The organism is Dactylosporangium sp. NPDC050588, assembly GCF_040654975.1.
Taxonomy (GTDB): Bacteria; Actinomycetota; Actinomycetes; order Mycobacteriales; family Micromonosporaceae; genus Dactylosporangium; species Dactylosporangium maewongense.
Window position 1 is genome coordinate 169,339 of sequence record NZ_JBFAJA010000003.1, and the last position, 25,403, is coordinate 194,741.

At 72.7% G+C, this 25,403-nt stretch carries 16 protein-coding genes and 1 pseudogene; 6 read left to right on the plus strand and 11 right to left on the minus strand.

The window, feature by feature from the left end:
* From AB0I21_RS03200 to AB0I21_RS03215, 4 genes are read right to left on the minus strand one after another with little or no spacing between them, the layout of a single operon-like run.
* Entirely contained in the window at nt 1-1,575 is a 1,575-nt protein-coding gene (locus AB0I21_RS03200; RefSeq protein ID WP_360558644.1) for a hypothetical protein, read from the minus strand.
* A gap of 13 nt (nt 1,576-1,588) precedes the next feature.
* Nucleotides 1,589-2,419: a hypothetical protein gene (locus tag AB0I21_RS03205; protein WP_360558646.1), complete on the minus strand. Its 831-nt coding sequence runs from the start codon at nt 2,417-2,419 to the stop codon at nt 1,589-1,591.
* Nucleotides 2,412-2,849 carry a hypothetical protein gene (locus AB0I21_RS03210; protein ID WP_360558648.1) on the minus strand — a complete coding sequence of 146 codons (438 nt, stop codon included), beginning with the start codon at nt 2,847-2,849 and terminating at the stop codon, nt 2,412-2,414. Before AB0I21_RS03210 ends, AB0I21_RS03205 begins: the two co-directional genes overlap by 8 nt.
* On the minus strand, nt 2,849-6,253 hold the full coding sequence (locus AB0I21_RS03215) for a LuxR C-terminal-related transcriptional regulator (protein ID WP_360558650.1): 3,405 nt from the start codon (nt 6,251-6,253) through the stop codon (nt 2,849-2,851). Before AB0I21_RS03215 ends, AB0I21_RS03210 begins: the two co-directional genes overlap by 1 nt.
* A gap of 320 nt (nt 6,254-6,573) precedes the next feature.
* On the opposite strand from AB0I21_RS03215, the gene AB0I21_RS03220 reads away from it, so the two are divergent.
* A complete protein-coding gene (locus AB0I21_RS03220) occupies nt 6,574-7,215 on the plus strand; it encodes a hypothetical protein (RefSeq protein ID WP_344503888.1) in 642 nt (213 codons plus the stop codon).
* A 92-nt stretch (nt 7,216-7,307) separates the two neighbouring features.
* Here the strand turns inward: AB0I21_RS03220 and AB0I21_RS03225 are convergent, their stop codons facing one another.
* Together AB0I21_RS03225 and AB0I21_RS03230 are read right to left on the minus strand one after the other, a co-directional pair.
* The gene (locus tag AB0I21_RS03225; RefSeq protein WP_360558651.1) at nt 7,308-7,790 is read right to left on the minus strand and encodes a DUF1269 domain-containing protein; all 483 of its coding nucleotides are present in this window, start codon (nt 7,788-7,790) and stop codon (nt 7,308-7,310) included.
* 598 nt (nt 7,791-8,388) lie between these two features.
* Nucleotides 8,389-9,207: a hypothetical protein gene (locus tag AB0I21_RS03230; protein WP_360558652.1), complete on the minus strand. Its 819-nt coding sequence runs from the start codon at nt 9,205-9,207 to the stop codon at nt 8,389-8,391.
* Nucleotides 9,208-9,535: 328 nt separating this feature from the next.
* On the opposite strand from AB0I21_RS03230, the gene AB0I21_RS03235 reads away from it, so the two are divergent.
* Nucleotides 9,536-10,408 carry a formylglycine-generating enzyme family protein gene (locus AB0I21_RS03235; RefSeq protein ID WP_360558685.1) on the plus strand — a complete coding sequence of 291 codons (873 nt, stop codon included), beginning with the start codon at nt 9,536-9,538 and terminating at the stop codon, nt 10,406-10,408.
* 190 nt (nt 10,409-10,598) lie between these two features.
* On the plus strand, nt 10,599-13,151 hold the full coding sequence (locus AB0I21_RS03240; RefSeq protein WP_360558654.1) for a LuxR C-terminal-related transcriptional regulator: 2,553 nt from the start codon (nt 10,599-10,601) through the stop codon (nt 13,149-13,151).
* A 337-nt stretch (nt 13,152-13,488) separates the two neighbouring features.
* Here the strand turns inward: AB0I21_RS03240 and AB0I21_RS03245 are convergent, their stop codons facing one another.
* The 3 genes from AB0I21_RS03245 to AB0I21_RS03255 form a co-directional block, all read right to left on the minus strand.
* A complete protein-coding gene (locus AB0I21_RS03245) occupies nt 13,489-14,337 on the minus strand; it encodes a hypothetical protein (RefSeq protein WP_360558656.1) in 849 nt (282 codons plus the stop codon).
* Nucleotides 14,338-14,668: 331 nt separating this feature from the next.
* Nucleotides 14,669-15,355 carry a PP2C family protein-serine/threonine phosphatase gene (locus AB0I21_RS03250; protein ID WP_360558657.1) on the minus strand — a complete coding sequence of 229 codons (687 nt, stop codon included), beginning with the start codon at nt 15,353-15,355 and terminating at the stop codon, nt 14,669-14,671.
* 142 nt (nt 15,356-15,497) lie between these two features.
* A complete protein-coding gene (locus AB0I21_RS03255; RefSeq protein WP_360558659.1) occupies nt 15,498-18,230 on the minus strand; it encodes a LuxR C-terminal-related transcriptional regulator in 2,733 nt (910 codons plus the stop codon).
* Nucleotides 18,231-18,998: 768 nt separating this feature from the next.
* On the opposite strand from AB0I21_RS03255, the gene AB0I21_RS03260 reads away from it, so the two are divergent.
* Nucleotides 18,999-21,227 carry a SpoIIE family protein phosphatase gene (locus AB0I21_RS03260; RefSeq protein ID WP_360558661.1) on the plus strand — a complete coding sequence of 743 codons (2,229 nt, stop codon included), beginning with the start codon at nt 18,999-19,001 and terminating at the stop codon, nt 21,225-21,227.
* Nucleotides 21,228-21,238: 11 nt separating this feature from the next.
* Here AB0I21_RS03260 and metG read toward each other — a convergent pair whose 3' ends face one another.
* A complete protein-coding gene (gene metG / locus AB0I21_RS03265) occupies nt 21,239-23,002 on the minus strand; it encodes a methionine--tRNA ligase (protein ID WP_360558663.1) in 1,764 nt (587 codons plus the stop codon).
* Between the two features lie 108 nt (nt 23,003-23,110).
* Between metG and AB0I21_RS03270 the strand changes: the two genes are divergently transcribed.
* On the plus strand, nt 23,111-24,055 hold the full coding sequence (locus AB0I21_RS03270; RefSeq protein WP_360558664.1) for a hypothetical protein: 945 nt from the start codon (nt 23,111-23,113) through the stop codon (nt 24,053-24,055).
* Between the two features lie 185 nt (nt 24,056-24,240).
* Here AB0I21_RS03270 and rsmI read toward each other — a convergent pair whose 3' ends face one another.
* Entirely contained in the window at nt 24,241-25,071 is an 831-nt protein-coding gene (gene rsmI / locus AB0I21_RS03275; RefSeq protein WP_344504027.1) for a 16S rRNA (cytidine(1402)-2'-O)-methyltransferase, read from the minus strand.
* A 29-nt stretch (nt 25,072-25,100) separates the two neighbouring features.
* On the opposite strand from rsmI, the pseudogene AB0I21_RS03280 reads away from it, so the two are divergent.
* Nucleotides 25,101-25,403, plus strand: a pseudogene (locus AB0I21_RS03280) (phospholipid carrier-dependent glycosyltransferase); the annotation flags it as partial.

Genomic DNA, 25,403 nt, shown 5'->3' on the forward strand with positions numbered 1-25,403 from the left:
TCAGCAGGTTGGCGGGAACCCTGCCAGGAGATTGACGTCGTACACCAGCACCGCGTAGCGGCCGCTGTCGAAGCGCTGCTTCGGCGACCCCCACATGCGCATCGCCTGCGCCGGCGTGCCGTAGAACGGGCGGTCCTTCTCGAAGACGATGAACCTGGCGTCGTGCGCCGCGTCGTACATGTCGGTCTTCGACTGCCAGCACATCGGGATCACCCGGTCGTGATCGCCGATCACCGGCGCGACGGTCACCTTCCGGTGCGTGGTGACGGTGATGTTGTTGGACACCCAGTAGGCGCCGAGGCCGTAGGTGAGCCCGCGGGCCTGCAGCCAGTCGGCGACCTCCTGCCCCTCGGACGCCTGGGCGCGCGGCGGCGAGTACGCCACCAGGTTCAGCGTGAGCAGCGCCAGCACGCCGGCCAGCACGCCCTGCCGCCAGCGGGCCGTGAACCGCCGGCCGGCGAGCCCGTCGGCGGCCATGAGCCGCGGCCCGACGACGCGACCGGCGATGACCGCGGCCATCGGCAGCACGGGCGAGATCTCCCGCGCCGCCATCAGGTCGACCGGCAGCGTCGACACGATCTCCGCGCCGATGTCGCAGCAGATCGCGATCGCCATGATGGACTCGACCCGGTCGGCGGTGCCGCGCAGCGTCCGCAGCAGCACGATCGCGACGGCGACCAGCGCGACGACGAACCCGATCAGGTGCAGGTACGAGACGCCCTGCTGGACCCACTTGCCCTGCCAGCCGGGCCGGTGGGTGCCGAACAGCACGCCCAGCATCCGCGCCGTCATGTGCGCCCGGCCGAACCACTCGTCCCACGGCGACAGCTCGATCGGCGGCTTCGGCGTGTGGTAGCCGCCGATCGCGTGCAGCGCCCAGGTCGCCAGGTGCGACAGGGCCACCGACATGCCGGCGGCGACCGCCAGCTGGAAGTCCATGCTCGTCAGGCGGCTCCGGAGCGACCCCGGCAGCCGCAGCGCACGGACCAGGCACACCAGGGCGAGCGGGACGGCGCCGACGAACGTGACGAGGGGGTCCCCCCACGCGCCCCAGCCCAGCAACAGTGCCACGACGACCGGCTTCGCCTTCGTGTCGCGCATCCGGTCGATCGCCCCCCACGCCAGCAGCAGCGGCACGGCGGAGCCAGTGTGGTTGGGCGAGGACAGCAGCGTCTGGTAGCCGGTGCCGGGCACCGGGCACAGCAGGATCGCGACGGTCACCCCGACCCGCAGCCACGCCTGGAGCCCGGTCGCGCGGCCCTTCGCGAGGGCCGCGGCGAGCAGCACGATCATCGTGTACGTGATGGCGGCCGCGATGTGGATCTGGTCGACGGTCGGCCCGGTGAAGACCTGGACGATCGCGTACTGGATCAGCTCCGTCGGGTAGAACGCGACGTCGGACAGCGTCCATCCCGACAGCAGCGGGTTGCCGTGGAACATGTCCCAGGCCTGCAGCGCGTTGCTCGCACCGTCGCTGTTGATCGGGAACGCGTACGCCATCCGCAGGTATGCGAAGAACAGCCCCACGGCTGCGACGGCGATCCCCGAACCAATCAACAGCCTGGTTTTCAACACCACGGCAGGGTAGCTACTCGAATTCGTCGGCCAGTTCGCGGTATGCGGCTAGTACCGTTTCGGTCCGTTCTGTCAGTGTTTCCGCGGGCTCCGCGTCGCGGGGCGGCCGGCCGCTGATCGCGCCGAGCAGCGCGTCGGCGGCGTCGATCCGCACGCGGGCCCGCGATTGCGCCGCCCGCTGGTCCAGGAACCCCTGGCACAGCCCGGCGAGGTGCCGCAGTTGCCCGACCCGCCGGCTCACCTCGGCGTCGACCTCGGTCAGCCGCTGCGTGAGCTCCGCCTGCCTGTCGGTGACGGCCGCGAACAGCAGGCCCGCGCCGATCGGCTCGCCCACCGACGCGCGCAGCGCCCGGGCGGCGGTCCGCAGCTCGCCGCGCTCGGCGAGGGCGTGCGCGAGGTCCCACAGCGTGCGTTCCAGGGTGTCGTGGGGATCGGTCGGGTCGCCGAGCCGCTCCAGCGCGGGCCAGGTCAGCACGATCCGGTCGGCGTACGCGGCGGCCTCTTCGAACATGGACCGGTCGCGGGGGTCGGTGAGGTACTGCCGCAGCGACCGCTCCCGGCTCGCCGGCGTCCTCACCAGGTGCAGCCCGGCGAGCAGGAACCCCATGGCGGCGACCGCGGCCAGGATCGCGCGGCCCAGCGGCGGCGCGCCGAGCCAGTGGATGCCCAGCGCGGCGATCGCGGCGCAGGCGAGGGCCGCCGCGTACGCGACGAACACCCAGTTGTCGGCCGGCCAGAACGGGCCGACGCGCGGCTGCCCGGACGCGCCGGCAAGGGCCCGCTGCGCCGCGCCCGCCTGCTGGCGCACGATCGCGGTACGCCGCCCGCGGAGGTACTCAAGCACGCCGGATCAGCGCCGAGGTGGCGCTCGCCAGCAGCAGTCCGGCAAGGACCCCGGGCAGTCCGGCGACGAGCCCGGCGAAGAGGGCCGTCGCCCCGAGCGTCGGCAGCGACAGCGGCCCCATCCAGCTCGGCAGGTGCTGCGCCGGCACGCCCACCAGCGCGATCAGCGACGCGGCGGCCAGGGCGAACAGCGGTGCGAAGGGCTGGCCGGTCATCAGGACCAGCCCGGCGGCGAACGCGATGCCCAGCGCCGGCCCCGGCAGCGGCAGCACCGTGAGCAGGCCGACCCCGACGGCGGCGGCCTGCGGGTGGGTGACGCCGCCGACATTGAGCGCCGGCCAGGCGACGGTGGCCGCGAGCGCCGCCCAGACACAGCGGTGCGTTGCGGCCGTCGCCGGTCCGGTTCCCTCGTCGACGGCCCGGACGAGCATCACAGCAGCCGCAGTTCCCGCGCCCGCTCGACGGCCTCGCGCCGACGGCCGGCGTGCAGCTTGCGGTAGATGTTCTTGACGTGCGTCTTGACGGTGTTGACCGACACGTACAGCGTCGAGGCGATCTCCAGGTTGGACATCGTGCCCTGCAGGTACCGCAGCACCGTCAGCTCCCGCTCGGTGAGCGGCTCGACGAGGCTGCCGTCGGCGCCGCGCCCGCCGCCCGCCAGCGGCGACGAACCGGCGGCCAGCTCGGCCGCGAGGGGGTGGTACACGGGCAGCAGCGGCGCGAAGTTGGCCAGGAGGTCCCGCACGGGGTGCCCGCCGACGAGGAACGGACGGCGGAAGCTCTCCTCCTCCGCGATGTCCAGGGCGACCTCCAGGCCGCGCAGCACCCGGTTGCGGTCGCCGAGCGCCCGGCCGGCGAGGGACGTCAGGATCGCGGCGTGCACGGTCCAGGTCAGCGCCGTGTCCACCGACGGGGTCGCGTACTGCTGGGCGGTCGACGCGGCGGCGGCAGCCTTGCCCTCGACCAGCGCCGCCGACGCGTCGACACAGGCGGCCCATCCCGGGTACACGTCCGGGTCGCCGCCGGTCGCGACGAGTCGCCGGGCCGCGCCCAGGTCCCCGCCGCTGATTCGCAGCTCCGCCTCCGTCAGGGCCAGGGCCCGCTCCACGCTGGGCGTGAGCGGCGCGCCGCCGAGCTCGCGGCGGGCGGTGTGCAGCACCTCCAGGGCGGCGGCGAGCCGGCCCGAGCCGTGGCGGAGCTTCGCCCGCACCGTCGCGATCGCGACGAGCAGGTCGGGGTCGCCGGCGGCCAGGTCGAGGCCCTCGTCGAGGAGCCGGTCGGCCTCCGCGATGCGGTCCCATTCGCCGTACACGCTGGCCAGGGCCATCCGGACCCAGCCGAGGTCGGTCGCGTCGGTGATGCCGAAGCGGTCCGCGGTCACCAGCGCCTGCCGGCCGAGCCGAGCCGCCGCCCGCAGCCTGCCGCGGGCCGCCTCCAGCACCGACAGCTGCGCCGCGGCGCACACCTGCGTCTGCGCCATGCCTGTGCGCTGGGCGAGCACCAGAGCCCCGTGCAGGGGCGACCCGGCGGCGGCGAGCTCACCCAGCCGTAGCCGGGCCGCGCCTTCGTCCAACATGGACAGTGCCCGGACCTCGTCGGTCTGGTCCTCGGGCCGGTTGAGCTCCCCGAGGGCGGCGAGCGTCCTGCGCGGGTCGCCGGACAGCCACGCCTCGGCGGCCATGAACCCGGCCATCATCCGCGCGCTGACCCGGGCCGGCGGCTTGGCCGCGGCGGGCTCCTTCGGTGTGCCACCGGCTGCCGCGACCGGTCCAGCGGCGGGTGTACCGGCGGACGTCCCGCTCGGCGCGGGCGCGGTCATCACGGCCGTCGCACCGCCACCGTTCGCGGCCGGGACGTGCAGCGCGGCCGGCACACTGGATCCGGTCGCCCCGGCCCGGCCGACGGTCGAGCCGACGTTGCCGGTCGGTCCGTTCGCGCCCATCCCGTACGCCGCCCGGTTCATGCCGGCCGGACCGCTCGCGGAGGTCCCTCCCGCGGAGCCGCCGGTGGCGGCCACGTTCGCGGGCCCGGTGCCGGTGCTCTTGCCGCCGTCTCCGCCGGACGCGTTCGTGCCGATCCCGTTCGTGCCGTTCGTGTTCGTGACGAACGCGGTGCCGGTGTTCGTGGCGGTCGCGCTCGCCGGCGCGGTCTCGCCGTTGCCGTTGCCGCCGCTCGTGCCGTTGGTGCTGGGGGCTCCGGCGGGGCTGTTGTCGCCGTCTCTGCCGGGCGAGTTCGTGACGTCCGTGGCTCCGGCGCCGCCACCGCCGGTGGCGGTGGCGGCCGGCCCGGTCGAGGTCGTGCCGGTGGTGCTGGCGGTCGTGGCGGTCGTGGGGCCGTTCGTGCCGGTCGCGGTCGTCCCTGGTGCGGACGTCCCGGTCGCGGTCGTCCCCATTGCGGTCGTCCCCGTTGCGGGCGTCCCGGTCGAGGTCGGGCCGGTCGGGTTCGTGGTGGTCGCAGGCGTCCCAGTCGCGGTCGGGCTGCTCGCGGTCGGGCCGGTCGCGGTCGGGCCGGTCGCGGTCGGGCCGGTCGGGTTCGTGGGGCCGGTGCTGGCGGCGGGCGGGGTGTCGGCGGCGCGGTTGCTGCGGCGCAGGTAGTCGCGGGTGCCCTCCAGGTCGCCGACCCGCAGGCGCTCCGCGGCGAAGGCCAGCGCCAGCCGCGGGTCCGCGTGCTCGTCGCCGGCCGGCGGGTGCGGCGCGGCCTCGTGGGGGCGGTCGTAGCGGACCCCGCCGACGATGTCCGGCCAGTGCCGGTCCAGCGTCTCGACGGCGCCGGTCCAGTCCTCGGCGAGCAGCGCGTGCCGCATCGCCTCGGCCGGGATTCCGTAGGTCGAGTGCCACGCGGCCGCCCGGCGGTGCAGCTCGGCGACGCGCTCGGGGTTGCGGCGCTGCAGCTCGGAGTGCAGGGTGCGGGCGAAGAGCGGGTGGAACCGGTACCAGCCGCCGGGGCCGGCGTTGCGGGTCAGGAAGGCGTTGGAGCCCTTGAGCTCCGCGAGGACCCGCGCGCCGTCGTCGCGGCCGGTGATCGCCTCGACCAGGCCGGCGTTGAGGCGCGTCGCGACCGCCGTGTCGAGCAGCAGCCGGCGGGTGTCGGCGGGCAAGGGCTCGATGACCTCGCCGGTGAGGAAGTCGCCGACGGCGGTGCTGTAGGGGCCGCCGTCGTCGAGGACCCGCTCCGGCTCCGGGTGCCCGCGCATCGCCATCGCGGCCAGCCGCACCCCGGCCGGCCAGCCCTCGGTCATCGAGTGCAGCGCGTACAGGGTGCTGCCCGGCAGCACGACGTCGTGCGCGGCCAGCAGCTGCGCGGTCTCGGCGATGGTGAGCGACAGGTCGGTCGTGCGCACCTCCGTCAGCGAGCCGTTGACCCGCCAGCGGTACAACGGCAACGCCGGATCCCGCCGGCAGGACAGCACCAGGTGCAGGCGGCCCATGCCGTGCCGGACCAGCGCCTCCAGCTCCGCGAGCGCGGCCTGGTCGCTGATCTCGCGTACGTCGTCGACGACCACGACGTGGGGGCGGTCGAGCGCGTCGACGGCGCGCGGCAGGTCGTCGGCGTACATGTCGGGCTTCAGGTCCCCGGCGGGCGCCGCGTGATCACCCGCGGAGAGGGCGCCGCAGAGCCGGCCGGGCACGTCGGCGCCGTCCGGCGAGTGTGCGGTCACCCAGCGCACGACGGGCACCTCGTCACCGATCCGCACGGTGCGGGCCCACGCGACCAGGGCGGCGGTCTTGCCCCAGCCGGCGGGCGCGGTCACCAGCGTCAGCGGCGCGCGCACAGCTGTGTCAAGCTGCGCGACGACCCGGTCGCGCAGCACGTATCCGGGTGGGAGGTCCGGCACCGCCAACGTCGACGGGGCCGTTCCACGGCGATCCTGCTGTACCAACGCTTGCGACACTCGGTGCCCCCCGATTTCATACCTCGCCAAACGTGACGAGCAAAGCACCGCTCCAACCTGCGGGGCCTCACCCTGCCTGGGTGGTCTTCCCTCGGCCGATGTGGCTGTTTGCCTTGCGTAGCAACGGTTCCATCGACATCGCTGCACCGGCGCGCCGCGTGCAGGAGGCTCACCCGGATCGGATGACGCGCGGTCACCACACTGGTCGGCAGCGTTCCCGCTATCGCCCGTCGCGTCGACGGGCGGGGAGGGATGAGCCCAGGATGAGCGCGCTTGTCGGTGAGATCGAGCTCCGCGGCGAGAACGGGTTCGAGCTTGCCCTGAGGGGTTACCACCGCGGCCAGGTGGATCGCTACATCGCCACCCTGCAGATGCGGCTGACCACCGTGGAGACGGAGCTTGCCTCGGCGCGCTACCGGGAGCAGCAGCTCGCGGGCAAGGTCGAACGGCTCAACACACAGGTCCGCCAGTGCACGTGCGGCGACGAGACCTCGAAGGCCGTCGGCGGCCGGATCCAGCAGATGATCGAGCTGGCCGAGCAGGAGGCCGACGACCTGCGCAAGCGGGCCGCCGAGGAGCTCGACGGCGCCCGTACCGCGGGGGAGGCGCTGCTCGCCGACGCCCGCAAGCACGCCGAGGACGCGATCCGCGACTTCCAGACCGCGCTCGCGCAACGTCGCTCGGAGGAGGCCCGCGCCGAGCAGGCCCGCCGCGTGCAGTGGGACACCCGCCGCCAGCGGCAACGCGAGGCGGCCGAGAACCTCCTGGCGTCGACCCGATCCATCGGCGCCGAGAGCCTGCAGACCACCAAGAAGCTGCTGGACGCCCTGTCCGAGCAGCACGCCAAGTTGACCGCGGAGGTCGAGTCCGCGGAGAAGGAGATGGCCGACCTGCCGAATGCCTGAAGACGTTCTGCCCCGAGACGCCCGGTGGTCCACAGTGGACCACCGGGCGTCACCGTCCCCGGGGGAGAGAGAAGGAGTAAGGAGTGTGTGGTTCAGACGAAGACCTCGTGCAGGTGCTCCTCCTGCTCCTTGGACAGGTTGGTGTGCAGGAGCTTCGGCCGGTCGCCGGCGAACGCGTCGCGGACCTTGTCGACCACGACGTCGGTGGTCAGCACGAACAGCGCGGACGTCCCCGGCTGGATCTCGTCGCGGGTGCGCTTGATGAAGTCGTCGTCGATGCCGACGTCCCGCAGCGAGCCCGCGATGGCGCCGGCGGCCGCGCCGACGGCCATGCCGAACAGCGGGATGAGGAAGATCAGGCCGAAGAGCATGCCCCAGAACATGCCGCCGAGCGCGCCCCGGCCGGTCAGGTTGTGCATCTGCCGGGTCTTGGGCTTGCTGGCGCCCTCCTCCCAGGAGACGGTCGCGGCGTCCTCGATGTTCACCAGGCCCTCCTTCGCGAGGCCCTGGAGCTTCTCGGCGGCGCGGGACGCCCCCTCGGGGGTGTCGAACTTCCAGACGGTCAGCGTGGCCATGGTGGTGCTCCGTTCCGTGAGTCGGGCATTCCTTGACGAGCGTCGCTGCGCTGGAGGTGCCCGGCCCCACCTGTGCGGAGTGACGATGTGCCCGCTGGCCGATCACCCCGCCGGGGTGAGGACGCATCACTCTGACAGCCAGCAGGATTCCTGCCATGAACGAACTGCGGGCGGCCCTGATGGTGACTGCTGCACCGTCGATGACGGTCCGCCCGTTCCCGCCAGCCGCGGGCGTCACGTCGTCGGTGGTCCCCGGCGTGACGACCCAGCTGGGGCGTCAGGTGAACACCGTTGAGCAGGGGGTACTCAACGGGGCAGGACGAGCGGTGAACACGGCCCGCATCCTGCGCACCGGGCGCTCTTCAGCGAGGGCGGCGGGAGCCGATGGGTGGGCGGCTGATCCGGAGGAGGCCGCCCACCCATCGCAAGTCACACAGCAGGCCCGATAAGACGTCTGAACACTGAAGGACGGCGCGAGAGGCGCCGACGCGCTCCCAGGCCCGCGTCGGCGCCTCAAGCGTTTCCAGACACAGAACTGGGTGGCTGCCACGGGGGCAGCCACCCAGTTCCTTTCTGTGTGCCTTGTCAGATCACGGGTTCAGATCACGCCGTGGTCCGAGGTCGGTGCGGCGTGCCGGGGCGGATCGGACGACCACCGGGCCGTCTCGTCCTGCCGGGAGTGCGCGCCGGCCCCGCCGATGTCGCCGTACCGCGGCGGCTGCGGTGCCTCGCCGGTCGTGGGCATGTCGCCGTGCCGGCCCGGCTGGCTCGGCTGGCTCGCCTCCGCCGCGCTGTGCGCGCCCTCGTTCGGCCGCGCCGCGGGACCCGGCCGCCCCGCCTGATACGGCCCGCTCGGTGGGTAGGGCCCCACATTCGGCCCGTACGCGGCCGATCCGGACGTCTGCGCGGCGGGGTGGTGCGGTGAGGTCGGCGCGTTCATCGGGATGCCGCTGCCGTACCCCTGGTAGTCCGCCGCCTGGTAGTCCCGGTCGGCCGCCCGGTGGCTCGCCGGGGCCGGCGCGACGGAGGGAGGCATGGACTCCGACCAGTGGACGGTGAGCGCGAAGAGGACCACCACGCTGAGTGTGATCATCAACAGCGACCACACCGGGTATGCGCCGAGCCAGCCGACCTGGATCACCATGTGCACCGCCACGATGGCGATCGCCGCCACCCGGGCGACGCTGTTGCGGGACAGCAGCCCGATCCCGGCGGCCAGCATCAGCCCGCCGAAGACCAGCATGAGGATGCCCCAGCCGGTCAGGTTGACCACGACGAGACTGTTGTTGTCGATGAACGCCACCTGGCGCTGCAGCAGCGCGACGAGTCCTTCGAGCACGTTGAGGAGCCCGATCACGACGAGCATGACGGCCGCGAAGGTGACCCAGCCGAACCACACGGCTCTGCTCTTGGTCATGGCCACTGTGTTCCCTTCCTCTGCACGAGCGGGACACCGGCAGGAGGCAGGTCTGGCAGGTCTGACCAATTTGAGCAGGTTCGTCGTCCGGCCGCGGCGGACAAGAGAGGAGGCGCCGCGGCCGGATCCGGCGAAGCTCGTGTGGCGACCTCCCTCCCTTGCGGAAATTGCGAACCGGTGCTTTTGAGCCGATCGTTCGGGGCGACCGGATGACCGGACATCACCCGGCCCGTGTGAGTTGGATCGCCCGTTCATCGATGGACCGTCCGTCACCCGCACCGGGTGAGGACTTCTCACCCGGCGGCGCCAGCACAATGCGGTCGTGGAGATGGCCTGGATACCTGGTGGCACGTTCGCCATGGGTGCGGACGGCTTTTATCCGGAAGAGGCGCCGGTGCGCAAGGTCACCGTTGACGGCTTCTGGATCGACTCGCATCCCGTGACGAACGCCGAGTTTGCCCTGTTCACGACCGAGACCGGCTACGAGACGGTGGCGGAGCGGCAGCCGGAGGACGAAGGTCAGCCCGGCTCGATGGTGTTCGTGCAGCCGCCCGGACCGGTGCCGCTCCGCGACTGGCGGGTGTGGTGGGAGTTCCGCCCCGGTGCGTCCTGGCGGCATCCGTGGGGGCCGGGCTCCGACATCCGGGGCCAGTCGGCGCACCCGGTGGTCCACGTCGCCTACGAGGACGCCGCGGCGTACGCCAGGTGGGCCGGCAAGGACCTGCCGACCGAGGCGGAGTGGGAGTTCGCCGCCCGCGGCGGGCTCGACCAGGCGATCTACCCGTGGGGTGACGATCCCGAGCCGGGCCGGGCCAACATCTGGCACGGCATCTTCCCGTGGCTGGACCGCAGCGACGGCGGCCACGGCACCAGCCCCGTCGGTGCGTTCGCCGCCAACGCGTACGGCCTCTTCGACGTGGTCGGTAACGTGTGGGAGTGGACGTCGGACTACTACCGGTCCGGTAATGCCAGATTTGACGTGGGTGATGATCCTCTCCAGCCCCGGGGTGAGGTCGCCGAAAACCCGCGGGTGGACACCCCGGCAGGGGCGGCCGTCTATGCGAGCCGGGTCGTCAAAGGCGGCTCCTACCTGTGCTCCACCGGCTATGACCACCGGTTCCGCCCCGCGGCGCGACAGCCGGAGGCGGTCGACAACGGCAGCTGTCACGTCGGTTTCCGTTGCGTTCGCCGACTCGGGTGAACACGCACTGTTATTTGTTCACCCCCTACGGGTGAGGCGACCTCACCTTTAATCGCCTCACAATCCCGTGGTCATCCGCCGTGCTGCGGTGGGTGGGAGGGGGCGAAAAACGTTGGGGCAGAAAACGCTCGTTGACACCATCACCCGTCCCGCACTGCACTTCGCAGTGCCTGAGCCGCCCCGCTATCACGTGCCACGACCGCGTCTTCTGGACGCATTGGATCGTGCGGTGGCGGGGCATTTGACATTGATCTCCGCTCCGGCGGGGTGGGGCAAGACCACTCTGTTGGCAGAATGGGTGGCGGCAGGGCGATCTCCCTGGCCGCTGGCGTGGTTGACCGTCGAGGCGCACCACGGCCCACGCTTTTGGGAACACGTGCTGGGTGCGGTCGCGGCGGCCACCGCGGAGCACCAGGTCACCGCGGCGGCGACCGACGGTGGCGAGGCACTCGACGAGCTGGTCGTGCTGCTGCGGCGGCCCGGCCCGCCGGTCGTCGTCATCCTCGACGACCTGCAGGAGCTGTCCGTCCCGCGGGTGTGGGGGGAGCTGGAGACGCTGCTTTCCCAGGCGGGAGACCGCCTGCGTCTCGTCATCGCCTGCCGGACCGACCCGGCGCTCACCCTGTACCGCTTCCGCATCCGCGGCGCGCTCGCCGAGCTGCGGAACGGGACGCTCGGCTTCACCCTCGACGAGACCGCGCAGATGCTCAACGCGCACGGCGTCCGGCTCGCCGAGTCGGCCCTCGTGGAGCTGCACGCGGTGATGCGAGGTTGGGCGGCGGGGCTGCGACTCGCCGCGCTCGCCGTGCAGGGGCACCCGGAGCCTGACAGCCTGGTGCCCCGTTTCGCGCTGCAGGACCGGGCGCTCGGCGAGTACCTCGTCGGCGAGGTCTTCGACACCCTGCCGGAGGACATCCGCGAGGTCGTCCTCTGCACCTCGGTGCTCGACCAGGTCAGCGCCGAGCTCGTGGAGGCGCTGACAGGCCGCGTCGACGGCGCCCGCATCCTGGCACAGCTCGAACACTCCAACCTGTTCGTCGTGCAGGGCAGCGGCAACGCCGGCATGTACCGGTGCCACCCGCTCTTCGGTCTCATGTTGTACGACGAGCTGCGGCACCGCCGGCCCGAGCAGGTCCGGCAGCTGCACCGCCGCGCCGCGGACTGGTTCGCCGCGCACGACTCGCCGGCCGACGCGCTACGGCACGCGCTCGCCGCCCGCAACTGGGGCCAGGCCTCCGACCTGCTCGCCGCGAGCTGGCAGGAGCTGGTGCCGGGGGCGCGGCTGCGGACCATCAAGGAGCTGGTCCCGCCGCCGCCGCAGGAGGTCCGCAACGACCCGCGGCTGGCCCTGGCCTTCGCCGCGGAGCGCCTGGACGCCAGCGACCCGCAGGGCACGGAGACGTTCCTGCACCTGGTCGACCGCTCGCAGCACACGCTGGTCGAGTCGGCCCGCACGGCGTTGCAGCCCATCGTCGACAGCTTCCGGATGGCCGAGGCGCACCAGTCGGGCAAGCCCGAGCTGATCCTCGCCACGGCGCCGCAGCTGCTGCGCGACGACATGGGCCTCGACGACCAGGACACCGCGCGGATGCGGGCGCTCGCGCTCGTCGCCGTCGGCGGCGCGCGCCTGCTGCAGGGCGACCTGGGGGCGGCGGAGCTGGCGCTCACCGAGGCGCTCAACCTGGCCCGCCGCTGCGGCGGGATCCAGTCGCAGCTGGCCGCGCTGCGGCAGCTCGCGCAGCTCAACGCGACCCGCGGGCGGCTGACGGCGGCGATGCGCTACGGCAAGGAGGCCCTGGCCCTCGCCGACCGTGAGGGGCAGACGCAGGGCAGCGACGTGGTCTGGGCGCAGCTCACCGTCGCCGAGGTCTGCTACCTGCAGGCCAGGGTGCGGGCGGCCGAGCACTACCTGGACCGGGCCCTGGACGGCGGCGGTCTGGCCGACCCGGGCCTGGTCGCGGTCGCCACGATGTCCCGGGCACACATCCGGGCCGCCGCCGGCGACGCCAGGGCCGCCTGCACCGAGCTGGCCGCGATCCGGCGGCAGCTCGCGGACTGGCGGTACACGCCCCGGCTCCAGCACTGCGTCACGCTCGCCGAGGCGGAGCTGCGGCTCGCCGCCGGCGACGTGGAGGCGGCGAAGCGGCTGCTCAACCTGGAGCCGGTGGATCTGCTGACGCCGTGGCTGGGTGTCGTCCGGGCGAAGGCCGCCCTCGCCGAGCGCCGCCCCGCGGCGGCCCTCGGTGCGGTGCAGCCGTTCCTGGAGTACACCACCGGCTCGCTGGTGTGGACGGTCGACGCCAACCTCACCTGCGCCCGCGCGCTCCGTGCGCTCGGCGACCGGAGCAAGGCCGGCCGGGCCCTGGAGCAGGCGCTGCGCTGCGCCGAGGACGAGGGCATCCGCTGGCCGTTCGTGGCCGGCGGCCAGCCGGTCCGGGAGCTGCTGGTGACCTACCTGCCGGCGGGCAGCGGCTACCGCGGCGTCGCCGAGGACATCGCCACCGAGCTCAACGGCTTCGGCCGCCCGGCCGCCGCGGCGGGCGAGCTGGCGGAGCCGCTCACCGAACGCGAACTGGCCGTCCTGCGCTACCTGCAGGGCACCCTGTCCGCGGGCGAGATCGCCTCGATGCTCTACGTGTCCGTCAACACGGTGAAGACGCACATGAAGAACATCTACCGCAAGCTGGGGGTCGGCAGGCGGCGAGAGGTGATCGAACGGGCCCGCGAGCTGAACCTGCTCTGACAGCTCGCCGGCCACGGCAAGCGGCCCCCGGGGAATCCCCCGGGGGCTGCTGCTTTGCGCCGTCCGGTCTCCGGGGACAGCCGCTGCTTTGCGCCGTCCGGGTCTCCGGGGACCGCCGCTGCTGTGGCGCTGTCCGGTTCCCGGGAGGGCCGGTTGCGGTCGGGTTGCTTCGCGTCGCGTCGTCCGGCCTCCCCCGAACGGCGCTGCTTCGCGCCGTCCGGTCTGCGGGGCGGGACCACCGGCGGACACCGTACGGGGACACCCGAACGGACACAAAAACAGCGGCGGCGCCCACTCCATTGGGGGCGCCGCCGCCGTCGGCGGTGGGGTGTTCGAGTTACTGGGTGACGTACGGGCGGGCGCCGATGGCGGCCAGCTCCTCCGAGATCTCCTCGTCGTCCTCGACCATCACACCCTCGATGATCGCCGTGTCCGCCTGCGCGGCCATGAGCACCGGCAGCGGGTCCATGAGCGGGTCGAGGGAGGCGCACTGCACGGCGACGAAGTCGTCCATGTCGTGCACCGGCTCGGCGACGATCATCGGGACGGTGGCGTGCCCGACCGCCCGGACCCACACCTGCGGCGAGTCGAGGTCGATGACGTCGACGTCGGTGCCCACCGGAACCCTGCCGACCGCGGGCTCGAGCTCCTCGACGATGTCCACCAGGATCACGTCCTCGTGGCGCACGATCGGCCGGCCGGCCTTGTGGCGGCCCCGGTACCGGTCGTTGCGGCTGTTGCGCCGCAGCGCCAGCTTCGTGACCGACGCGATCGGCGCCTCCTCCGGCTCAACGCCGGCGGCGGCCGCCCTGCCCTTCGGCACGGTCAGGACGAACAGGATGATCACGTCGAGCGTGATCATCAGCAGCGACCACGCCGGGTACGCCCGGAGCATGGCCAGCTGCGAGATCGCGTGCAGCGCCACGATGCTGACCGCGACGGCCCGGGCGCTGGTCTTGCGGGCGCGCAGCGCGAACCCGGTGACGCCGAGGAGCACGCCGAGGGTCACCGTCGCGGCGGCCCAGGTGGTGGCGCTGGTGAACGCCACGTCATTCCTGTTGAACCCAATACCGCCGCTGGCGAACCCCACCAGCAGCCCTTGCGAGACGTTCAACGTGCCGACGAGCGCGAGCATCGTCGTGCCGAACGTGGTCCATTCCTTCACCACACCGCCGCCGCTGTCCATCCGCCGTACTCTCCCTACTGCCTCTGCCGTCTGCAGGATCGGTTTCAAGTGGGAAACAGTCCGGGAATACGTGTGGGCCGTGCCGGCCCCGGTCGAAACCAGGACCGGCACGGCCTATCTCCCCCGTTGTTTCTCTGTTCCCCCCGGAACAGGCCCGGATGGTCGTTCCGGACGCGCCGCCCGCGCGCCCGGAACGTCCACGTCGTGCCTGGGGAAGATGATTCGAGGGAGGCGGGTGATCAGGGATCACCCTCGATGGGTGAGGCGCCGGAGGAACCGCGGAGCCGCTCCGGGTGGGGCGCCGCGGATGGGGGAGCCGCCGAGGGTGGGGCTACCCGGCCACGGGCTCGGCGGCCAGCAGGCAGGCGTCGTCGTCGAGGTTGCCGCGCCAGGCCATGTCCAGCACCCCGTCCAGCGCGCGGTCCAGGTGCTCGGCGGGCGCGGACGCGCGCATCGCGGCCCGGACGTCGTCGGCGAGACCCTGGACACCCTGGTCGATGGCCTGGTCGCGGCGCTCGACGACGCCGTCGGTGTACATGAAGAGCAGCTCGCCGGGCTCGATCCGCACGGCCGCCTGCGGGTACACGGCGCAGGGCTCGACGCCGAGCGCCATCCCGGGCGGCTGGCGCAGCGGCCCGACACCGTCCGTGTTGGCCCGCAGGATCGGCAGGTGGCCCGCGCGGGCCCAGACGAGCATCCGGTCGGCGGGGCGGAACCGGCCGCAGACCGCGGTGGCGAGGACCGTCGCGCGGCGCCGGCACAGCATCCGGTTGAGCGCGGCGAGGATCACGCCCGGTTCGTCGCCGGCCAGGGCCAGCGCCGTCATCGACGCCCGCAGCTGCCGCATGGTGCCGGCCGCGTCCGGGCCGTGGCCCATCACGTCGCCGACGGCCAGCAGCACGTCGCCGCCCGGCAGGGCGGTGCCGAGAAACCAGTCACCGCCGACGCCGGCGATCCTGTCCGCCACCGCGTACCGCACGCCCACCCGCACGCCGTTGACCGCAACATCCGTCGTCACCACGTCACACCCCTGAGGCCTACGTCGGTCGGCGGCGGGAACACCGGCGACCGCCCATATCGTGGCCCTCACGGCCGGGTGGGTGGCTCGCCCGCAGAGGGTGGTTGGCGGGGGTGCCGGTCCCACACCGGCGGGTGAGGCGTCAGATCAGGCTGAGCTCCCGTGCCCGGCGCACCGCGTCGCGCCGCCGGCTGACGCCGAGCTTCCTGTACACGTGCCGCACGTGCGTCTTGACGGTGTTGGTCGACACGCTGAGCACCGCGGCGATCTCCGCGACCGACAGCATGCTGCGCAGGTAGAGCAGGACCTGCGCCTCCTTCTCGGTGAGCGGGTCGGGCATCGGCTCCCCCGCGGGCGCGGACCAGGCCGCGAGACCGTCCTGCGCGGCTGAGGACACAGCAGGGGACGCGGCAGGGGACGCGGCGGGGGACACGGGGGCCGCCGCGAGCGGCTCGGGGTCGGCGGGCTCTGGGTCGCGCTGCCGGGGTGGGGTGAGCACCGGCGGCGACGCGAGGACCTCCGCGATCCAGCCGGCGTGCCCGTCGAACGGCCGGCGGATCCCCTCCGGGCCGGCCATCCGCAGCGCCTGGTCGATCTGCTCCGACGCGCCGGCCAGGTCGCCGAGCTGCCGCAGCGACTGGGCCAGCAGCACCGTCGCGGAGACGGCGGTGACCAGCGACCCGGGCCCTTCGTCGAGGATCCGCTCGGCCACCTGCGCGGTGGCCGCCGGCCGCCCCTCGGCCAGGTGCAGGCGGCCGAGTGCCAGCAGCGGCTCGTCGGAGCCGGGCCAGTGCCGCAGCGCCTCGGCGATGACCGTGTGCGCCTGGTCCATCCGGCCGTCGAGCAGGCACAGGTCCGCGTGCAGCGCCCGCACCGCCACGTCGGCGTAGCGCGGCATCACGCCCACCCTGGTGTCCATCAGCGGCTCGAGCGCCTCCAGCGCGCCGGCGTGGTCGCCGCGGTCGAAGAGCAGCAGCGCCAGGGCGACCGACCCGCTGACCCAGCCGTTGGGGTCGGGGACCGCGTTGGCGTTGACGCTCTCCTCGATGTGGAAGCGGGCCTCGTCGAGCTGGCCGCGTTCCCGGCACACGGTGGCGAGCACCAGCCGGGCGTAGCTGATGTTGCGCGACTCGGCGATCCCCGCGTCGCGGCAGCCGTCGAGGACCCGCCGCGCGCAGGCCGCCGCCGCCGACAACCGGCCGCGGCTGAGGTGCGCGACCGCCCGCAGGCGGTTCGCCTGCACGGTGAGCAGGTTGAAGCCGGACTTGCGGGCCAGGTCGGCGCCGCGCTCCAGCTCGGCCTCGGCCTCGTCGAGCCGGCCGCCCGCTATGGCCGCGCCGGCGAAGGTCAGGTGCGCCACGGCCCGCGCCGCGTCCGCGGAGTCCGCGAAGACGTGCTCGCCCGCGGCGTCCTCGGTGCGCTCCAGCAGGCGCACCGCGGTCTCATGGGCACGGTCGGGGTGCTCGGTGGCGGCGGCCTCCGCGAGCCGCATCGCCGCGAGGACCTCGGCCTGCAGCGCTCCCGGCGCCTCGCCGAGGCCGCGCTCGCCGAGCCGGATGAACGCCGACATGCCGACCATGTCGCCGGTGTCGCGGCACGACAGGGCGAGCGCGAAGGCGAGCATGGGCCGCTCGGCGATGTCGTGCGGTGGCTGCGGCCCGTCCCGGGTGGTCAGCGCCCGCGGGCCCGAGCCGGCCAGCTCCGGCCAGTACTGGAGGAACAGCCGCTCGGTCGAGACCCAGTCGCCGCCCGCGATGGCGTGCGTCAGGGCGTCGCTGGGCAGCCCGTTCGCCGCGTACCAGCCGGCCGCCGCCCGGTGCAGGGCCCGCTCCTCGGCGAAGGACAGGGTGGTGCGCAGCTCGGCGCGCAGCATCGCCCGCAGCAGCCTGCGGTAGCGGTACCAGGAGTGCGAGCCGCCGTAGAAGCCGGCGAGCGAGTTGGCGCGGCTCATCTGGGCGAGCAGCCGGGCGCCGCCGCGGCCGCCCGTGAGCGCCTCGACCAGGCCCGGGCAGACCGTCTCCAGGATCGAGGTCCGCAGCATGACCTCGCGGATCTCCGGGTCGAGGTGCTGCAGGATCTCCCGCCGGACGTACTCGCTGAGCCCGACCTCCTCGTTGAGCCCGGCCTGACCCAGGACGATGTCGGTGACCAGCCGCTCCGGCTCGTGCCGGCCGACCATCGCCGACAGGATCACCGCGACCGCCGCCGGCCAGCCCTCGGTCACGTGCCAGAGCGCGTAGCGGAAGTGCTGGGCGAGGCGCACTCCGTAGCCGTCGGCGAGGCCGGCGACCTCGTCCTGGGTGAGGGCGAGGTGGTCGGTGCGCAGCTCGTTGAGCTGGCCGCGGACCCGCCACCGGTAGAGCGACAGGGGCGGCTCGGTCCGGGCGAGGATGAGGAAGCTGATCCGGTCGCCGAGGCGGGTGATGAGCCGCTCGAGCCGCCGCAGCACGGTGTGGTTGGCGACGTGGTGCAGGTCGTCGAGGACGACGACGGCGCGCTCGTAGTGGTGGGCGTTGCTCCAGGCGTAGGTGGCCGGGTCGACGGCGATGCCGGCGGCGGTGAGCGCGTGCGTCAGCTGCCGCCATGCCCCGGCCCCGCAGTTGGCCTCGAACCGCACGTACGCGGCGCGCCCGGGGGCCCGGCCGGCGGCGATCCACGACGCGACCAGGACGGTCTTGCCCCAGCCGGTCGGCGCGCACAGGAGGGTCACGGGGTGTGACACCGCGGCGTCGAGCTGCTCCATGAGCCGGTCCCGCGCGAGGTGTACGGCCGGCAGCTCGGGCGCGTCGCCGCGCAGCTCGGCGGCGGGCGCCTCGATCGGCCGGCTCGGCCCTGTCCAGCTACGGAACCGCTCGGCGGCGTCGTTGTGCGCCAACTTGTCCAGAGTGCTCTCGCGTGGAACGCCGTGCTGGCTGCTCTGCACCGTCACTCCCGTGGACGCGATTCAGACGTGCTGGGCGACCCTTCACCGAGGGATGGAATTCGTCGGACAACCGACGCCGACCACCATAGATCTTCACGCGTCCGGAGGGGAGACCCCATATTTAGCTGCTTCGATTGTAGGAGTGCAAACATTGACGAACATCTCATGATTGAGCGTTCTATTCATAGATACCCCTCAATTAATAGCGGCGCCCTGGAGTACAGCGGGTGTGCGGGTGCTGGGGTAATACATGGCATTTGTCCAGTTTTGCTGTCCGTGTCAGTTCTGACGGACAGCACTCGGGGCTACACAGCGTGAACTCTGCTTCGGAGGGGTCGCGCGGCGCTGTGCGGGGGTGTGTGGAATGGTCCGGTTCGACCGGAACCGGACCCTTCACGCATGCCTGCTTCGATCGTCCCTGGTACCGCAGCGGCATGTCGACACGGATTTTACTCATGTGGATGCCTGTAGCTACTCATCAGAACGTATAACATCGATGTTTTTTGCGGAGAATTACAACGATGTCATCAACGACACTCCTCATCGCTGCCGGACTTTTCGCTCAAACCCGTGCCATTCTGCAAGTTGCACATCGCAGGAAGCCGCATTGAGGGCATACCGGGCGCGCTGTGTGGCCGTTCCGCGGTTGGGATCATTGCGCCCGGGGCAGGTTGTTGGTTTGGATGGTTCGTCCGTGAATGTGCCAAGACCGGAGGCCCGGTGTACGACCTCAACAGCCTCTCCCTGAGCGAGATCGTGCGCTGCGGGACCGAGGTGCGTGCGGTCGCGGCGAAGGGTGACGACCTTTCCGGCGCCCTGTATGACGTCGCGGAGCTGCTTCACGAACGCATTCGGGACGGTGCCGCCGGCCCGCCCGCCTTCTCCTGGCTCCGCCTCGCCGCGGGGGAGACGATCGTCACGACCGTGCCCGCCGGCGTCCTTCCGGCCGGAGGGTGGGGTGCGACGGGCGACTGGCGGGCGCCCGGTGCGACGCCCATGGGGGTGCAGCTGCGCGAGGTCGACGACGATCCGGTGCGGACCGTGCTCGCCGTCGGCTGCGCCGGCCACCACCTGCTCGCCGGCGTCACCGTCCGGCTCGACCAGCAGACCGCCGACCTGTTCGAGCTGATCGTCCTCAACCTCCGGATCGGCCTGCACCGTCACGCCGACCCGGGGGACGCCGCGGCCCGCGAGGAGGCGTACGGCGATCTGCTCAGCGCCGTGGAGCGGGCCGCCGAGCGGCAGGCGGCCCAGCTGGAGCGGACCGTCGCCGAGCTCGCCGACGCCGCCACGCGGCTGCGCCGCAGCCAGCAGGAGCTGCGCGAGCGGGAAGGCCGGCTGCGGGAGGAGACCAGCCTCGTCGAGGCGCTGCACTCCGTCGGCACCGAACTGTCGTCGGAGCTCGACGTCGACCGGGTCGTGCAGCGCGCCACCGACGTCGCGACCGGCCTCACCGGCGCGGCCTTCGGCTCGTTCTTCTACAACGTCACCGACGAGCTCGGCGAGTCGCACCAGCTGTACTCGCTGTCCGGGGTGTCCAAGGAGGTGTTCGCGAAGTTCCCGCTGCCGCGCAACACCAGCGTGTTCGACCCGACGTTCCGGGGCGTCGGGTACCTGCGCAGCGACGACATCAGGAAGGACCCGCGCTACGGGCACAACCCGCCGTACACCGGCATCCCGGCGGGACACCTGCAGGTCGTGAGCTACCTGGCCGTGCCCGTCGTCTCCTCCACCGGCGAGGTCCTCGGCGGCTTCTTCTTCGGCCACCCGCAGGTCGGCCGGTTCACCGAACGGCACGAGCGCCTCGCCGTCGGCATCGCCGCGCACGCCGCGGTCGCGCTCGACAACGCCCGCATGTACCTGCGCCAGCGCGACGCCGCCGTCGAGCTGCAGCGCAGCCTCCTGCCCAGGATCCCGCGGGTGGACGGGATGGAGGTCGTGTCGCGGTACCTGCCGGCGGCGAAGGGCGTCGAGGTCGGCGGCGACTGGGTCGACCTGGTGCCGCTGTCCGCCGGCCGGGTCGCCCTCGTCGTCGGCGACGTGATGGGCAAGGGCATCCGCGCCGCGGCGGTGATGGGGCAGCTGCGCACGGCGATCCGCTCCTACGCGTCGCTGGACCTCGCCCCCGGCCAGCTCATGCGCCAGCTCAACACGCTGCTCGCGGCAGACGACGACACGCAGATGGCATCGTGCGTCTACGCGGTCTACGACCTGGTGCACGGCACGCTCAGCTACGCCAACGCCGGCCACCCGCCCGCCGTCGGCGTCCTGGCCGGACAGCCGACCCGGCTGCTGACCGGGCCCGTCGGGCCGCCGCTCGGGACGGCCGACTTCCCGTACACCGAACAGGTCGTCGCGGTCCCCCCGGGAGAGGCGCTCCTGCTGTACACCGACGGCCTCATCGAACGGCGCGACCGCAACATCGAGGACCGGCTCGCCGACCTCCAGGCACGGATCGCCCTGCACCCGCGACCGACCCTGGCCGCGATCGACGACCTCATCGCCGGGATGGTCGACCCGGCCCATCACGAGGACGACATCGCGGTCCTCTATGTCCGGCAGCCGCCGGCCGAGGTGCCGCTGACCGCGGTCGCGGCCTACCCGGCGGTGGCCTCCGAGAGCCGCGCCGCCCGCCGCTTCGTCCAGGAGACCCTGCGCGGGTGGGGCGTGCCCGGCGAGCGGACCGATACCGCGGTCGCGGTCGTCGCGGAGCTCTTCGCCAACGCGGCGACCCACGCCCGCACCCGCCACGTCGAGCTGCGCCTGCACCTGCTGCCGGCCCACGTCGCGATCGAGGTGTTCGACCAGGACAACCGGCTGCCGTTCCTGATCGAGCCGACCTTCGACGACGAGCACCACCGCGGCCTGCAGATCGTCCGCGCCAGCTCCGACCGCTGGGGGACCCGCGCCGTCGCCGACGGCAAGATCGTCTGGGCGGAGATCCCCTAGCGCGACCGCGGTCAGCCCTGGAGCCGGGCCAGCTCCTCCTCGACGATCGACTCGTCCAGCTTCTTGAACACCGGCGTCGGCGCCGACAGCGGCGTGCCCGCGACGATCGCCTCCGGCGTCCACGTCGCGCCGTCCGTGTAGTCGCCCGTGAGGATGGGGTACGTGAGGCCGTTGTCCAGGTCCTCCACGTCGACGATCCGCGGCATGGGCGCGTGCACGCCGGTGCCGCCGAGCAGCTCGTGGATCTGCTGGGCGGCGTGCGGCAGGAACGGCGTGAGCAGCGTGTTGCAGTCGCGCACCGCCTGCAGGGCGACGTGCAGGACGGTGCCCATCCGGGCCTTGTCCTCCTTGAGCTTCCACGGCGACTGGTCGGAGAAGTACTTGTTGACCTCGCCGACGATCCGCATCGCCTCGGTGATCGCGGCCTTCTGCCGGTGCTTGGCCAGCAGGTCGCCGACGCTGCCGAACCCGGCGCGGACCGCCTCCAGCAGCGCGGTGTCCTCGGCCGTCAGCTCACCGGCGGCCGGGATCTCCCCGAAGTTCTTCGCGGCCATCGAGATCGAGCGGTTGACCAGGTTGCCCCAGCCGGCGACCAGCTCGTCGTTGTTGCGCCGGCGGAACTCCGACCAGGTGAAGTCCGTGTCCGTCGCCTCCGGGCCGGCGACCGCGATGAAGTAGCGCAGGGCGTCGGCGTCGTACCGCTGCAGGAAGTCGCGGACGTAGATGACGACCCGGCGGGAGGAGGAGAACTTCTTGCCCTCCATCGTCAGGTACTCCGACGACACGACCTCGGTCGGCAGGTTGAGCGCGCCGAGCGAGCCCGGCTTCGGCGCCGAGTAGCCCAGCAGGATCGACGGCCAGATCACCGAGTGGAAGACGATGTTGTCCTTGCCCATGAAGTAGAACGCCTCGGCGTCCGGGTCCTGCCACCACTTCCGCCACGCCTCGGGGTCGCCGCTGCGGCGGGCCCACTCGACCGACGCCGACAGGTAGCCGATGACCGCGTCGAACCAGACGTAGATGCGCTTGTCGTCGCGGTCGCGCCAGCCGTCGAGCGGGATCGGCACGCCCCACTCCAGGTCCCGGGTGATCGCGCGCGGCTGCAGGTCGGCGATGAGGTTGCGGGAGAACTTCAGCACGTTGGGCCGCCAGCCTTCGCGCGTGTCGAGCCAGGCGTTGAGCTGGTCCGCGAACGCGGGCAGGTCCAGGAAGAAGTGCTCGGTCTCCACGAACTCCGGCGTCTCGCCGTTGATCTTCGACCGCGGGTTGATGAGCTGGTCGGGGTCGAGCTGGTTGCCGCAGTTGTCGCACTGGTCGCCGCGGGCGCTGTCGTAGCCGCAGATCGGGCACGTGCCTTCGATGTACCGGTCGGGCAGCGTCCGGCCCGTCGACGGCGACCGCGCGCCGAGCGTCGTCTTGGCGATGATGTACCCGTTGTCGTGCAGGCCCTGGAAGAGCTCCTGCACCACCTGGTAGTGGTTGCCGGTCGTGGTGCGGGTGAACAGGTCGTAGGTCAGGCCGAGCCCGTGCAGGTCCTCGACGATCACGCGGTTGTACCGGTCGACGAGCTCGCGCGGGGTCACCCCTTCCGCGTCGGCCTGGACCTGGATCGGGGTGCCGTGCTCGTCGGTGCCGGAGACCATCAGCACGTCGTGGCCGGCCATCCGCATGTAGCGGCTGAACACGTCGGAGGGCACTCCGAAGCCGGACACGTGACCGATGTGGCGCGGCCCGTTGGCATAAGGCCAGGCGACCGCGGCGAGAACACGACTCATGACCTGAAAGCGTAGTGACCCGTCCTGACCTTCGGCGAACGGATAGTTTCTCCCGACACGCTAGGGGACGTCCGAAATCTCCGGTATGACCCGTTGTCCAATGAAAACGTGAGCGAAGAAGCGTGGTGGCGGGGCCAGGCCGCCGGAATCCCACCGAAACCAGCCGACGGCTTCCCGTTGTGGCCGACCACGTCGACCACCACGGTGCGGGCGCCGGTCCACGACGAGCCGGGCACGGACCTGGTGCCGGCGGCCGCGGGCCTCGCTCCCGATCTCGTCGACCCCGCGGCGCACGACGCGGGGGCGACCGCCGTCATCGAGCACCTCCAGCAGGCCACCGCCCAGCTGGAGGAGACGGCGACGCAGCTGTCCGGCACGCTGTCCGCCGGGCAGCCGTCCGGCACGCTGTCCGGCGAGCCGCCGTCCGGCACGCTGTCCGGCGGGCAGTTGTCCGGCGGGCAGCTGTCCGGCAAGGGCGAGGCTTGGCCGCCGCCCGCGATGCGGGTCATGCGCCAGCCGCGGGACGCCGCCCGCACCTCCCCGCCGCCGGTCCGCCTGCCGCGCAAGCCCAAGCGCCTGCGCAGCCCCGCGGCCGGCCTGCCCGCGATGCTGCTGATCGCGCTGCTGGCCGGCTTCTTCGCCTGGACCAGCGCCGAGCCGTTCTTCCTCGACATGGGCCAGGGCGAGGCCGGCCACGCCCAGGTCACCCGCTGCCGTGGCGACGGCGTCCTGCGCCGCTGCTACGTGACGTTCCAGCCCGACAAGGGTGCCGCGGTCGCCGGTGTACCGCTGGTCGGCGCCGACGAGGATCCCGGCGCGGTCCTCGACGCCCGGATGCGCGAGGGCGGGCGGATCGCGTACGCCGGCAACCCCACGGGGCTGCGCGTCCGCTGGACCGTCGGCCTGGCGCTGATCCTGCTGTGCGGCGCCGCCCTGTGCTGGGCCACCGGCGCCGGCCGCCTGGGCCGCCTCCGCACCCGCCTCGCCGCCTACGCCCTCACCGCCGCCGCCCCGCTGGTCCTGGCCCTCGGCGTCCTCGTGAGCTCCTACTGACACCGCCCCCTCATGATCCGGAAGACTATGTGTCGTCCTGGCAGCATTTTCTCTTCCGGATCATGGCGGTGGGCGCACTCGTACACGGGGCGTCGCGTGATCCGGAAGACCTTGTGCGGTCGCGGCTCCGGGTCGCGGCTCCGGGTCGCGGCTCCGGATCGCGGCTCCGGGTCGCGGCGGAAGTTTCACGCGTGAGCGGCGGCGTAGACCTCGCGGCGGGGGAGGCCGAAGCGGGTCGCCACCTCGGTGATCGCGTCCTTCTTGGACGTGCCGGCGGCGACCAGCGCGGCGACCGAGGCGGACAGCGCGGCGTCGGAGGGGCGTTCCTGCGGCACCGCCGGCGCCCCGCCGACCACCAGGGTGATCTCGCCGCGCGCCGATTCGGCGTCCTCGGCCAGCTCGCCGAGGGTGCCGCGGCGGATCTCCTCGTACGTCTTGGTGAGCTCGCGGCACAGTGCCGCCGGGCGGTCGGCGCCGAAGGCCGCGGCCAGGTCGCGCACGGTGTCGCCGACGCGGTGCGGGGACTCGAAGAAGACCAGGGTGCGCGGCTCGGCGGCCAGGGAGGCGAAGTACGTGCGCCGCTCGCCCTGCTTGCGCGGCGGGAACCCCTCGAAGCAGAACCTGTCGCAGGGCAGCCCCGACACCGCCAGGGCGGTCGTGACGGCGCTCGGGCCCGGGGCGGCGCTCACCGGTACACCCAACGCCACCGCGGCCCGGACGAGCCTGAACCCGGGGTCGGAGACGCTGGGCATGCCGCCGTCGGTCACCACGGCGACGGTCGCCCCGGTGGCGAGCAGGTCCGCGAGCTCGGGCGTGCGGCGCTCCTCGTTGCCCTCGAAGTAGGAGACGAGCCGGCCGCCGATCGTCACGCCGAGGTGCTGGGCGAGGCGGCCCAGCCTGCGGGTGTCCTCGGCGGCGACGACGTCGGCGGAGGCCAGGACCGAGCGCAGCCGGGGCGAGGCGTCCTCGGGATTACCCAAAGGAGCTCCGAGCAGAATCAATGGCACATGTGCGATGGTGGCATCCCACCGCCTACGATCGCGCAATGACCTCGGTGCTGACCGACGCAAGCGAGACGCCGCCGCCGGCGGCGGAGCCGTCCTGGGATGGAACCGCCCACCCGGTCGCCGACGCGGTGCGTCGCAGGCTCGCCCGTCCCGGACCCGCCACCCCGGCCTTCTGGCTGGCGGCGATCCTGGTCACCGCGATCGGGCTGCTCCTCCGGATGGTGAACCTCGCACATCCAAAGGAGACGATCTTCGACGAGGTCTACTACGCCAACGAGGCGTGGGACCTGCTCCAGCACGGCGTCGAGTGGAACCCCGAGGACAACACCCCGCAGTACGTG

Coding starts and splice junctions, on each gene's coding strand:
- AB0I21_RS03225 (WP_360558651.1), bottom strand. CDS start 7,790: ATGGCCACGCTGACCGTCTGGAAGTTCGACACCCCCGAGGGGGCGTCC.
- AB0I21_RS03230 (WP_360558652.1), bottom strand. CDS start 9,207: ATGACCAAGAGCAGAGCCGTGTGGTTCGGCTGGGTCACCTTCGCGGCC.
- AB0I21_RS03220 (WP_344503888.1), top strand. CDS start 6,574: ATGAGCGCGCTTGTCGGTGAGATCGAGCTCCGCGGCGAGAACGGGTTC.
- AB0I21_RS03210 (WP_360558648.1), bottom strand. CDS start 2,849: ATGCTCGTCCGGGCCGTCGACGAGGGAACCGGACCGGCGACGGCCGCA.
- metG (WP_360558663.1), bottom strand. CDS start 23,002: ATGAGTCGTGTTCTCGCCGCGGTCGCCTGGCCTTATGCCAACGGGCCG.
- AB0I21_RS03245 (WP_360558656.1), bottom strand. CDS start 14,337: ATGGACAGCGGCGGCGGTGTGGTGAAGGAATGGACCACGTTCGGCACG.
- AB0I21_RS03235 (WP_360558685.1), top strand. CDS start 9,536: ATGGCCTGGATACCTGGTGGCACGTTCGCCATGGGTGCGGACGGCTTT.